Annotated in this window: 14 protein-coding genes; 8 read left to right on the top strand and 6 right to left on the bottom strand. The window is 63.0% G+C overall.

The window, feature by feature from the left end; translation table 11 throughout:
• From EN884_RS10070 to EN884_RS10040, 7 genes are all read left to right on the top strand, one after another.
• Positions 1-895 (top strand): dihydroxy-acid dehydratase (locus tag EN884_RS10070; protein WP_206617578.1); only part of this gene is annotated, 895 nt, incomplete at its 5' end.
• 11 nt (positions 896-906) lie between these two features.
• Complete coding sequence (locus tag EN884_RS10065) at positions 907-1,683, top strand: SDR family oxidoreductase (RefSeq protein WP_063167576.1); 777 nt, start codon at positions 907-909, stop codon at positions 1,681-1,683.
• 32 nt (positions 1,684-1,715) lie between these two features.
• Positions 1,716-2,714 carry an AraD1 family protein gene (gene araD1, locus EN884_RS10060; protein WP_063167575.1) on the top strand — a complete coding sequence of 333 codons (999 nt, stop codon included), beginning with the start codon at positions 1,716-1,718 and terminating at the stop codon, positions 2,712-2,714.
• Positions 2,715-2,766: 52 nt separating this feature from the next.
• Positions 2,767-3,792 carry an ABC transporter substrate-binding protein gene (locus tag EN884_RS10055; RefSeq protein WP_063167574.1) on the top strand — a complete coding sequence of 342 codons (1,026 nt, stop codon included), beginning with the start codon at positions 2,767-2,769 and terminating at the stop codon, positions 3,790-3,792.
• 76 nt (positions 3,793-3,868) lie between these two features.
• A complete protein-coding gene (locus EN884_RS10050; protein ID WP_063167573.1) occupies positions 3,869-4,972 on the top strand; it encodes an ABC transporter ATP-binding protein in 1,104 nt (367 codons plus the stop codon).
• Positions 4,969-5,841, top strand: a complete 873-nt coding sequence (locus tag EN884_RS10045) for an ABC transporter permease (RefSeq protein ID WP_063167572.1) — start codon at positions 4,969-4,971, stop codon at positions 5,839-5,841. Before EN884_RS10050 ends, EN884_RS10045 begins: the two co-directional genes overlap by 4 nt.
• Positions 5,838-6,638: an ABC transporter permease gene (locus EN884_RS10040; protein WP_063167571.1), complete on the top strand. Its 801-nt coding sequence runs from the start codon at positions 5,838-5,840 to the stop codon at positions 6,636-6,638. The genes EN884_RS10045 and EN884_RS10040 overlap by 4 nt, the downstream gene beginning before the upstream one ends.
• 91 nt (positions 6,639-6,729) lie before the next feature.
• Here EN884_RS10040 and EN884_RS10035 read toward each other — a convergent pair whose 3' ends face one another.
• Genes EN884_RS10035 through EN884_RS10010 form a run of 6 tightly spaced genes read right to left on the bottom strand, consistent with a single transcriptional unit; the run spans position 6,730 to position 11,083 of the window.
• Positions 6,730-7,989, bottom strand: coding sequence for an ABC transporter substrate-binding protein (locus tag EN884_RS10035; RefSeq protein ID WP_013532975.1), 1,260 nt, complete (start codon positions 7,987-7,989; stop codon positions 6,730-6,732).
• Between the two features lie 48 nt (positions 7,990-8,037).
• Positions 8,038-8,466, bottom strand: coding sequence for a DUF4440 domain-containing protein (locus tag EN884_RS10030; RefSeq protein WP_063167570.1), 429 nt, complete (start codon positions 8,464-8,466; stop codon positions 8,038-8,040).
• Positions 8,463-9,518, bottom strand: coding sequence for an aldo/keto reductase (locus EN884_RS10025; RefSeq protein WP_063167569.1), 1,056 nt, complete (start codon positions 9,516-9,518; stop codon positions 8,463-8,465). The genes EN884_RS10030 and EN884_RS10025 overlap by 4 nt, the downstream gene beginning before the upstream one ends.
• The gene (locus EN884_RS10020; RefSeq protein ID WP_013532978.1) at positions 9,515-9,868 is read right to left on the bottom strand and encodes a TIGR04076 family protein; all 354 of its coding nucleotides are present in this window, start codon (positions 9,866-9,868) and stop codon (positions 9,515-9,517) included. The genes EN884_RS10025 and EN884_RS10020 overlap by 4 nt, the downstream gene beginning before the upstream one ends.
• Position 9,869: 1 nt before the next feature.
• On the bottom strand, positions 9,870-10,352 hold the full coding sequence (locus tag EN884_RS10015) for a DUF3830 family protein (RefSeq protein WP_013532979.1): 483 nt from the start codon (positions 10,350-10,352) through the stop codon (positions 9,870-9,872).
• Positions 10,349-11,083: a GntR family transcriptional regulator gene (locus tag EN884_RS10010; protein WP_082826661.1), complete on the bottom strand. Its 735-nt coding sequence runs from the start codon at positions 11,081-11,083 to the stop codon at positions 10,349-10,351. Before EN884_RS10010 ends, EN884_RS10015 begins: the two co-directional genes overlap by 4 nt.
• A 126-nt stretch (positions 11,084-11,209) precedes the next feature.
• On the opposite strand from EN884_RS10010, the gene EN884_RS10005 reads away from it, so the two are divergent.
• The coding region (locus EN884_RS10005) for an ATP-binding cassette domain-containing protein (protein WP_128360544.1) at positions 11,210-11,591 on the top strand (382 nt) is incomplete at its 3' end.

The following is an 11,591-nucleotide window of genomic DNA, read 5'->3' as shown; positions in this document are numbered from 1 at the left end:
GCATCTGATCGCCATCGCCAACCGGATCGGTGTCGATCTCAGCCTCGAAGACTGGGACCGCCTAGGTCGTGACGTTCCAACTATTGTCGATTTGATGCCGTCGGGCCGGTTCCTGATGGAAGATTTCTACTACGCCGGGGGGCTAGCTGCGGTCATGGCGTCGCTTGATGAAGTGGGGCTTCTTCATCGCGACGCCATGACCGTCAGCGCCAAGACCATCGGTGAATTGATCGACGGCGCGCCGAACTACAACAGCGAGGTGATCCGGCCGCTGAGCCAGCCGCTGACCAAGGAAGGCGGCATTTCGATCCTGCGCGGCAATCTGGCGCCTGACGGCGCGGTCATCAAGCCGTCCGCGGCAACGCCCGAGCTGATGCAGCATCGCGGCAAGGCGGTGGTGTTCGAAAACATCGAGCATTACTACGCCCGCATCGACGATCCGGAGTTGGACATCGACGCCACCTCGGTGATGGTGCTGAAGAACTGCGGGCCGCGCGGTTATCCCGGAATGGCCGAGGTCGGCAACATGCCGCTGCCGGCCAAACTGCTCAAGCTAGGCATCTCCGACATGGTGCGCATTTCGGACGCGCGCATGAGCGGCACCGCCTACGGCACCGTGGTTCTGCATGTGGCGCCGGAAGCAGCCGCAGGCGGCGCGCTGGCGCTGGTGCGCGACGGCGACCTCATCGAGCTCGACGTCGCCGGCCGCCGGTTGGAACTTTTGGTGTCGGAAGAGGAGCTCGCCATCCGCCGGCGTGACTGGAAGCCGCCGGCGTCGCCGGAGGGCGGCTACCAGAGCCTTTATGTCGAGCGCGTGCTGCAGGCCGACAAGGGCTGCGATTTCGACTTTCTCGTCGGCCGGCGCGATGCCGGCATTCCTCGACATTCGCACTAGAGAGGCGCGCGATGACGGATGAAATCGGCTACGCGATCTATCCAAGCCTCAAGGGCCGCAGCGTCTTCATAACAGGCGGCGGCAGCGGCATCGGCGAAAGCCTGGTGCGCCATTTCTGCGCCCAGGGCAGCCGCGTCGCCTTCGTTGACATGGCCGAAGAACCATCCCAACGTCTGGTCGACGCGATTGCGGCCGACGGACATGCCGCGCCGCTGTTCATTCCATGCGACCTGCGCAACGTCGAAGAGTTGCAGGCGGCAACCGTGCAGGCAATGCAGCACAATGGCCCCATCCAAGCGCTGTGCAACAATGCCGGCAATGACGACCGCCACCAGACCAAGGATGTGACGGTTGCCTATTGGGACGACCGCATGGCGGTCAATCTGCGCCACCAGTTTTTCGCGGCGCAGGCAGTGCGTCCGCAGATGAGCGCGCAGGGCGGCGGCTCGATCATCAACTTCGGCTCCATCACCTGGATGGTCGGCGATCCGGATTGCCCAGCCTATGTCACCGCGAAAGCGGGTATTTACGGCATGACGCGGGCGCTGGCCCGCGAGCTTGGCCCTGAGCGCATCCGCGTCAACTGCATGGTGCCGGGCTGGGTGATGACAGAGCGCCAGATGCGCCTGTGGCTGGACCCGGCCGGCGAACGCCAGATCGCGGAAAGGCAGTGCCTGCCCGACCGGCTGCAACCCTCCGATATCGCGCGCATGGCGCTGTTCCTCGCCGCCGACGACAGCCGCATGTGCACGAGCCAGCAGTTCATCGTCGATGCGGGCTGGGTGTGATCCGTACGGTTTCAAAGGAAGAAGGTTAGTTCATGCGTCTTGTTCAGTTCAGAATGGCCGACGGCAGCAGACGGGTGGGCCGCGTCTGCGATGACGGCAATCATCTGCACCCGCTCGAAAAGACCAGCAGCGTGCTGGAACTGGCCGAAGCGGCAATTGCCCAGGGCACGTCGATCGCAGCGCTGGTCGAGAAGCGGACCGGCACGGCGAAAATCGACTACGACCAACTGTTGCGCGATGGGCAGGTGCTCGCTCCGGTCGACCATCCCGAACCGGCGCGCTTCCTGGTCACCGGCACCGGCCTCACCCACACCGGAAGTGCCGCCGCGCGCAACCAGATGCATGTTCTGACCCATGGCGAAGGTGCCGACGAATCCGATTCCTTGAAAATCTTCCGCATGGGGCTGGAGGGCGGCAAGCCTGGCTCCGGCAAGATCGGGATTCAGCCAGAGTGGTTCTTCAAGGGCGTCGGCACCTGCGTTGTCCCGCCCGGCGCACCGCTGCCGATGCCGGCATTCGCGAAAGCCGGTGCAGAGGAAGCCGAGATCGTCGGGCTTTATGTCAATGGACCCGATGGCCATCCCTATCGCATCGGCTATGCGCTCGGAAACGAATATTCCGACCACGTGACGGAGGGCGAGAACTACCTTTATCTCGCCCATTCCAAGCTGCGCTCCTGCTCGATTGGTCCGGAACTGCTGATCGGTGACCTGCCCGAAGAAGTGCGCGGCCATTCGCGCATCCTACGCAACGGCACTGTTATCTGGGAGCAGGAGTTCCTGTCGGGTGAAGCGCACATGTCGCACTCGATCGCCAATCTCGAACACTTCCATTTCCGCTACCCGATGCACCGCAGGGCGGGCGACCTGCACGCCTATTTCTTCGGCGCGGCGGTGATGAGCTACGCCTCCGGCGTCAAGACGGCTTCCGGCGACGAGTATGAAATCCAGGCACAGACGTTCGGCAAGCCACTGCGCAACCGGATGGTGTCGGTGCCGGACGAGGGACTGGTCGCTGTTACCCAGCTGTGACGGCGCAGGCCCGAAAATTACGGTCCACCAGAACGATAATGGGAGATTAAAAATGGGACTGAGGAAAGCGTTTTTAAGACTAGCGACAATCGGGCTCAGCATCGGCCTGATGACATCGGCGGCGCTCGCCGCGAACCTTCGGGTACTGGCCTGGGACGGCTACGCCGATGCCGACTGGGTCAAGGACTTCACCGCCGCGACCGGCATCGGCGTCGATGTCGTCTTCATCGGCAGCGACGACGAGATCTGGGCCAAGATCAAGGGCAGCGAGGGCCAGGACTTCGACGTCTTTGCTGTCAACACCGCCCAGTTGCAGCGCTACATCAAGGCTGACCTGGTGTCGCCGATCGACGTCACCAAGCTCGCCAACCAGAAAGACGTGCTGCCGCGCTTCCGCGACCTGACGGCGGTCAGCGGCGTGACCAAGGACGGCAAGGTCTACGGCATTCCGTTCTGCTTCGACTCCATCGGCCTGATCTACGACACCGACAAGATCAAGCCGGCGCCGACCTCGATGTCGGTTCTGTGGGACCCGGCCTACAAGGGCAAGGTGCTGGCGTATGATAATGGCGAGCACAATTTCTCGTTCACCGCACTGACGCTCGGCTACAAGGATCCGTTCAACCTCAATGAAGAGCAGATGGCTGCAGTCAAGGCCAAGCTGGTCGAACTCAAGCGCAACGTGCTCAGCTTCTACACCACCGCCGACGAGGCGCAGCAGATCTACCAAAACAATGATGTGGCCCTGATCTGGGCCAATTACGGCCAGCAGCAGGTCAAGGCGCTGCAGAAGATCGGCGCCCATGTCGCCTATGTCAATCCGAGCGAGGGCGCGCTTGCCTGGCTCGACAACTGGGTCATTTCCAAGGGTGTCCGTGATAATGCGGCAGCCGAGAAATGGATCGATTTCATGCTGAGCAAGAGGGTCGGCGGCGAGCTTTCCGAGCGCACCGGCTTCGGCAACACGGTGACGGAAACCGGCAGCGCCGGCGGCAACGACAAGCTGGTCTGGCTCAACAATGTCGAGGACCCGCTCAAGCGTTCGGACATGTGGAACGAGGTCAAGGCAACGCCCTGATCTTTGTGCCCTCTGCCTTCGAAGGACCCGGCGGTCCGGAGGTTCCGGACCGCCGAAGCGTATGCGAGAGTATTTCATGAACCAGAACACCGACCTCTTGACGCTGCGGTCCGTCTCGAAATCCTACGGCACGGTCCCCGTGCTGCACGACATCGACCTGTCGATCAAGGACGGTGAGTTCCTCACCGTTCTTGGACCATCCGGCTCCGGCAAGACCACGGTGCTGCGGCTGATCGGCGGGCTGGAACCCCTGACGTCGGGCGAGATACGCCTGGATGGGCAAGACATCAGCCGCATGCCGATCAACCGGCGGCCGTTCAACACCGTGTTTCAGGACTATGCGCTGTTCCCGCACCTGACCGTTTCCGGCAATGTCGGTTACGGGCTTTCGGTTCGCCATGTCCAGCGCAAGGAAATCGCGCGCCGAGTCGCGGAGGCGCTGGAACTGGTCCAGCTCGGGCGTTTCGCCGACCGCTTTCCGGCGCAGCTCTCCGGCGGTCAGCGCCAGCGCGTCGCACTCGCCCGTGCGCTGATCTGCCAGCCGCGCCTGATCCTGCTCGATGAGCCGCTCGCCGCACTCGACCTCGAACTGCGCCGGCAGATGCAGGTGTTCCTAAAGTCCATCCAGCGCGAAATCAGGACCACCTTCCTGTTCGTCACCCATGACCAGGAAGAAGCCATCGGCATGGCCGACCGGATCTGCGTCATGGAGGCCGGCCATATCCGCCAGCTCGGCACGCCGCACGACCTTTACTACAGACCGAATTGCGAATTCGTCGCGCGTTTCTTCGGCGAGAACAATCTGGTGGCCGGGAAACTCGGACCGGTCCAGGGCGAGCTGCGATCGATCGAGACGGCGCTCGGGCGCCTCATCTGTTCGATCAGCGACCAGCCGCATTTGAAAGCCGCAGCGGAAGGCGCCAGCGCTTACGCCGCGTTCCGTCCAGAAGCCTTGCACCTTGCGGATGCAAAGGACACCGACAACCGTTTTTCCGGCACGATCTCCGATCTGGCCTTTGCCGGCTCGTCGACCGTCGCCACCATCATGGCCGGCGCCGACAATGCCGCGCAGCGCTTGCGGCTGCGCGTGCCTAGCCGCGTCGACGGCAGCGCGCTCAAATCCGGCGAGGCTGTATCGCTTTCGTTTGCGCCGCATGAAGGCCATCTGGTGCTGGCATGAGCGAAGCCGGATCGACACTGCCTGCGGAAAGACGGCTGTCACTGCTGGTGACGGTGCTGGCGTTTGCCTTGCCGGTGGTCTTCGTCCTGGTGCCGCTGGCGATCTTCCTCGGCTACAGTTTCTTCAGCGTCGACCAGGGCACGATCGTCTACGGCTTGTCGCTGGGCAACTATGTCAGGTTCTTCACCGATCCGGTCTTTCTGCCGGTGTTCTGGAACACCATCGTGCTGTGCGTGTCGGTGGCCATCATCTGCATCCTGCTTGCCTATCCCGCCGCCTATTTCCTGACGACGCTGAAAGGCCGCTGGCGCTACGCCTTGCTGATGCTGCTGCTGGTGCCACTGCTGATGAGCTACGTCATCAAGATCTATGCGATCCGCAGCATCCTGGGCCTCAACGGCTTCCTCAACAAGGCGCTGGTGGCGCTTGGTATCCTGCAGGAACCGTCGACGCTTTTTGTGTTCAACATGAACGCCATCCTTTTGACGCTGACCCTGCTCCTGATCCCCTTCGCCATCCTGCCGATCTTCCTGTCGCTGGAGCGGATTCCGCAGGTGCTGCTGCGCGCATCCGACGATCTCGGCGCGAGCGGCTTGCAGACCTTCCTGCGCATCACCTTGCCGCTCAGCCTGCCCGGCGTCGCTTCGGCGGCGAGCTTCGTCTTCGTGCTGGCGATCGGCGATTTCCTGACGCCGCAAATGGTCGGCGGCATCAGCGGCTTCACCTTCGGCCGCATCCTCTACAGCCAGTTCGGCACGGCCTATAACTGGCCGTTCGGCGCGGCGCTGTCGGTGGCGCTGGCCGTCGTGGTGATCGCCGCAATCCTCGTCGGCGAACGCTTTGGCCGCAACCCGGGGACTTCGGTATGAGCGCCCTGCCCCGACTGTCCACGATCTTTCTGGCCGTGATCACGACACTGGTTGCGGTGCTGCTCTACAGCCCACTGTTCGTGCCGATCGTGTCGTCGTTCTTCACCATTTCGCATGGCTCCGTCGACTGGTCGTCGCCGACCCTGTCGACCTATGTGGCGCTGGCTGAAAACCACGACATATTGGTCGCTCTGCGCACGACGCTGATCGTCGGCGTCTGCACCGTCATCCTGTCGGTGGTCAGCGGAACGCTGCTGGCGCTCTATTATCATGGGCGCCGTTCCGGACGCTCGCTGCTGCAGTTCATCATCTTCCTGCCGTTCCTGATGCCGCCGATCATCAGCGGCCTGGCGCTGCTGATCTTCTTCCGCGAGATCGGCCTCGAACGCTCGCTGCTGACGGTCGTTATCGGCCATACGGTTTTCGTGTTGGCGATAGTCTACCGCACGGTACTGATGCGGCTGCAGTCGATGAGCCGCACGCTGGTTGAAGCGTCCTACGATCTCGGTGCCACGGGCTGGCAGACCTTCTGGCGCATCATCCTGCCGAACCTGTCGAGCGCCATGGTCGGCGGCGCCATCCTGGCCTTCGCCCTGTCATTCGACGAGACCATGATCACCATCCTGGTCACTGGCACGCAAAGCACGCTGCCGGTCAGGCTGTGGGCGATGATGCGGCTTGGCTTCTCACCCGATATCAATGCGCTGGTGGCGCTGATCCTGATGTTCACCGTGCTGCTCTGCGTGCTCGCCGCCCGCTTTCTCATCCCCAGGCAAGTTGCGACGGAACGGACGTGAGTGCCGGGCAAGAGCGCCGCAATGAGGCAACCATATTCTTGGCCCGGCATCGATGCTGACATAATCGATGCCGGACCAAACGGAATGATGCTTACTGAAGCTTGGCCTGCAAGGCGTTGACATCGTCGGTGGTCATTTCACCGTCCGTCGCTACCTTGCCGTCGACGATCTTCCACAGCCGGAACGGGCCTGTGATGTCGCCATATTTATCGAAGGCGACCGGGCCGATGACGCCTTCGTAGCGGATCGGCTTGCCGTCCTTGATCAGGCCGAGCGCCTTGGCGAACTCTTCCTTGCCAGCAAAGATCGGCGTGCCGGCCGGATCGACCGCCTTGTACATCGCGTCCTTGATCTTGGCCGGGTCCTCAGAGCCGGCAATGGCGATGGCGAGGCCAACAATCGCGCCGGCGTCATAGGAACGGTCGGCTGCCGGATTGGTCGGTTCGATGCCGGAGAATTCCTTATAGTTCTTGGTGAAATACTCCGTCGAGGCCGTCGGGCTGGTGCCGGACGACGTGCCGTAAGCTTCCTTCAGATAATCGGCGCCGACGGATTCGATGAAGTCCGGGCTGTTCATGCCGTCATTGAGCAGGAATTTCTGCACGCCGCCCTGCGAGATCCAGGTGCGGGCGACCGTGGCGCCGTCGACCGGTGTGCTGACGAGGTAGAGACCGTCCGGTTCACCGGCCATTGCCGCGGTGACTTCGGAGGCATAGCTCGACTGCTTTTCATTGTAAGGCGTGTCGGAGACGATGGTGCCGCCGAGCGCTTTGTAGGCACGCGAGAATTCGGCCACCATGTTGACGCCGAAATCGTTGTTGACGTGGATGATCGACAGCTTCTTGAAACCCTTGTCGATGGCATATTTGGCGGCGGCGACACCCTGTAGCGCATCGGAGGTGATGGTGCGGAAGAAGATGCCGTTGGTCTTGCCGTCGCGGCCGAGCGCGGTGAGCGTCGGCGAGGACGATGCCGGGGAGACCTGGACGATCTTGGCCGGTGCCGTGACCGATGTCAGGATTGGGATCGACACCGAAGAAATGATGCCGCCGATGATCACAGGCACTTTCTTGACCTGCACAAGCTGAGTGGCGGCGTCGACCGCGATGTTGCCCTGGCTCTGGCTGTCGCGCGTGTCGGTGACGAGATCGCAGCCGCGCACTCCGCCGGCTCCGTTGATGTCGCGGAAGGCCATCTCGACCGACTTGGCGCCGGCCTGGCCGTATTCACCGGCCGGGCCGGTCAGCTCCATGACGAGGCCGACGGTGATCTTGCAGTCGGCGGCCTGAGCAGCACCCGCCATCGTGACGAGGGCCAGCGCTGTGGTGAGTTGGAGTATCGTCTTTGTCATTGTTGTTCCCCTTTCGTTACTCGACTGTATTTGAACTCTGGAGCTTGTTCAGCGTTCCGGCACCTGCAGCCAGGTTTCATGCAGATGTCGCCATTCGACGCCGTTGGGCGCCGATGAACTGGTGGTGAAGACGGCGCTCGATTGACGGCGGCTGTGCTTGCCTGCGCGCAGCTGCGCTTCGACATAGAGGACGACGATAATATCCGCGTCCTGCCAGCCGGGCCGGATGTCCTCGATCGAAATGGCGAAACCATCGTCGCAGGAAGCACGGCTTGCGCGGACATGGTCGACGACCGCTTCGCGATCGAGGATCTGCCCGTCCGGCGCCACCATGCTGAGGTCCTTGCCCATGGCGCGTTCGAAGCGGCCGAAGTCCACCGTGTTGGCTCGCGCGGCGACGAACCAGTCGACGAAGAAGCGGTGCAGGTCGATGATTTCGGCGCTGGCGCGTGAAAACAGGGAGGGTTCGCCGCTCATTTCTTCCCCGCATTGAGGTTGTAATGCATGATCGAACCGTGGCGGCCGCGGCGGTCGCGCTCCAGCGTGTAGACGTCACCTTCGAGGCCGGTGCCTTGCGCGATGACGGCCGCAATCCGCTCCCGGTCCTCGGCGTCGAGCGCAACGTCCATGATTTTCGCATTGGCGATGGCGTGGGCCTGGTTGCGGGCGCCGACGATGACCGCCGCCACTTGCGGCTGCTCCAGCACCCAGGCGCTGGCGATGGTGGCGACGTCAACGCCGTGGCGGTCGCCAACGGCCTTCAGCGCCTGCAGCAGGTGCTGGAACAGCTCCCAGCCGCCAAAATCATCGATGATCAGCTTGTACTTGACCAGCGAGCGGTTTTCGAGCGGCGTGGCGGGCTCGGCCGCACCGAGCCATTTGTTGCTGAGGAAGCCGCCGGCAACTGAGCCATAGCAGAGGAAGCTGACGCCGTTCTGTTTTGCGAGCGCGGCCAGGCTGTTGCCCGGGCGCTGGTCGAGCACGGAATATTGCAGTTGCTGGCTGACCAGTGGGATGCCGGCAGCGAGTATCTCGGCGAGCCTTGGCGTGTCGAAATTGGTGGTGCCGAGATTGCGCACCTTGCCCTCCAACCGAAGCTCGTTGAGCCAGCCCATGGCATCGACATAGCGCGGCTGTTCATAGTCCCACCAATGGAACTGCACGAGATCGAGCCGCTCGGTCTTCAGCCGCCGCAATGACTGGTCGACGATGCGCCTGATGTAGTCGCGGCTGATACTGGCCAGCCGTTCGAGGTCGGGCACCAGCTTGGTGTGCACCTTCATCCGGGCCGCGACGTCGAGGCCGCGCTCGCTGGCCAGCTGCAGGCGCGCGGCACCGATCAGCTCCTCGACGCCGGTGTAGATGTCGGCGCAATCATAGGTCCAGATGCCGGCATCGAAAGTGGCGATCAGATCGGCCACCGCCTGGCTGCGATCAATGGCGCCGTGGCCGCCAGCCAGCTGCCAGCCGCCGCGAATGACGCGCGAGATGGTGTAGCCGGGGCCGAGTTCGAAGGTCTTGGCGGTCATCTAAGGTCATCCTCTTTCGGCAGCGGCACCGCCGTCGTCTCGGCGTGGCTGAACCGCCGCTTGGCGGCCCTGACGATCCGCAGCCGGCTGCCGCAATTGGGATCGGGACAAGCGATCTCGGCGTCCGAGGTCATCCAGTCGTTCGGGTGGGTTGGGCGCTGCTTGGCTGCCAGCAGCGGCAACACGGCGGCGATCGAATAGATCGAAAAACCCTGCCCTGCCGGCATCGACAGCATCTCGCCCTTGAGCTCGAAATAGTCGCCTTCCTTGGCGCCGCAATAGATAGGTTTGTCCTTGGGGATGATCGCCTCGACGCGAAGGTCGAACAGCTCGAAACCGTCGTCGGCCATGTCAGGCCTCCATCAGGCTGAAGGTGACATCGCAGGCGCCGTTGCGGCGGATGACACCGCACGCGGCGGCGAACCGGTCACGCTCTTCGACGCGCACCTGCGCCACCACACTGCCGGCCAGCCAGCCTATCGGGAACAAGAGCCGCGCGCCCTGCCCGTAGTAGAGGCCAATGTCGAAGATCGCATTGGGATTGCCGCCCCACATGCGTGGCGGCACGTAGGACAGTACGATGTCGCCCGGCTGCGGGTTCAGCGTCGCGTTCTCGGCCGGCAACGGTTTTGCATAGGCCTGGCCCTCGAGGTCGGCTGATGGAACCGGACAGGAAATCTCAGGCCCCGTCCACATCGCATGGATGCCCGGAACAACGCGTGGCGTGCCGAGGTAGGCCAAGAGGAAGGCAGCGTTTTCCGGCGCCTTCTCGGGCAGCAGCAATGCCGTTACGGAAAGCTGCGAGCGCGGCTCGGTGATCCTGATGGCGGTCATGTCTGGTCTTTCACGGCGGCGGCCTGCAGCTTGCTGCGCAGGAAGGTGAAGGGTCGGCTGATGTCGGCGACCAGCGACTCGCGCGCCGCCTGCGCATCCTGCGTGGACAGCGCCGTGACGATGCGGCGGTGATATTGGGCGGTGTCGACCTCGCCGGCTTCCGAGAAGGCGTAGATGGCGACACGAATGCAGGGACCCGATTGCAGCCACAGGCTCTCGATCATCGGGATCAGCACGGCCGAACCGCAGGAGCGGTAGATCTCGAAATGAAAGCTCTGGTTGAGCGTCACTTCGCGGTCGACGTCCTTCTTGTGTTTCAAAGCCCGCATCTCGTCCCATTCGGCGAGGATGGTTTCGATGGTGGCGATCTGGCGCGGACCCATGCGGGCGGCGGCCAGCGCGATCGCCTCGCCCTCGATCAGGATGCGAGCCCGCAGGAGATCGTCGAGGCGTTCCAGCGTGATCGGCGGCACGCGCACCGAACGGTTGGGCAGCGCCTCCAGCGCCTTTTCCGTGATCAGCCGGCCGAGCGCCTCGCGCACCGGCATGGTCGAGGTGACCAAGGCGTCAGCCAGGCCACGGATGGTCAGCACCTGGCTCGGTTCGAACAGGCCGCCAATCAGGGCGCGGCGCAGCTCGGAATACACGCGGTCCTGCACGGTCTCGCGGCCGACCGGCGCAAGCTGGGCCGCGATCACCTCGTTGTTCTTTTCGATGGCAGCCTTTTGCATGGAATTCCGTTCGTGGCCGGTTTTCGGCTTGCGGAGGAAATTAAAGCCGAATAGCGTGATCAACGCAAGTGTGATCACAAATCATAATCAGGAGGCGGCAGCGATCGTCTTCGGCCAGAGGGTTTGATGAGCGAGGCAACCAAACGGCAAGGGGAAATCCGCGCGCCGGTTCTGACGGCAAGGAATGTCGTCAGGCGGTTCGGCGGCCTTGTCGCGGTCAACGACGTCTCGTTTAACGTCAAAGCGGGCGAAATCCTCGGCCTCATCGGCCCCAACGGCGCCGGCAAGACGACGATGTTCGACCTGCTTGCCGGCAGCATATTGCCGACCAGCGGCGAAATCCTTCTCAACGGCACGAGCGTCTCGGGCGAAGCCGCACATCTGCGTATCGGCCGTGGCCTTGGCCGCACGTTTCAGATCCCGCGCCCGCTGCCCAACCTGACGCTGATCGAAAACATCATGCTGGCGGCGCAGGGTCAGGCCGGCGAAAAGCTGCTTGCCAATTTCG

This window comes from Mesorhizobium sp. M7A.F.Ca.AU.001.01.1.1, from assembly GCF_004022735.1.
Lineage (GTDB): Bacteria > Pseudomonadota > Alphaproteobacteria > Rhizobiales > Rhizobiaceae > Mesorhizobium > Mesorhizobium ciceri.
Note: the sequence above shows the minus strand (reverse complement) of the source record. Positions and strands in the feature narration are given on the sequence as shown.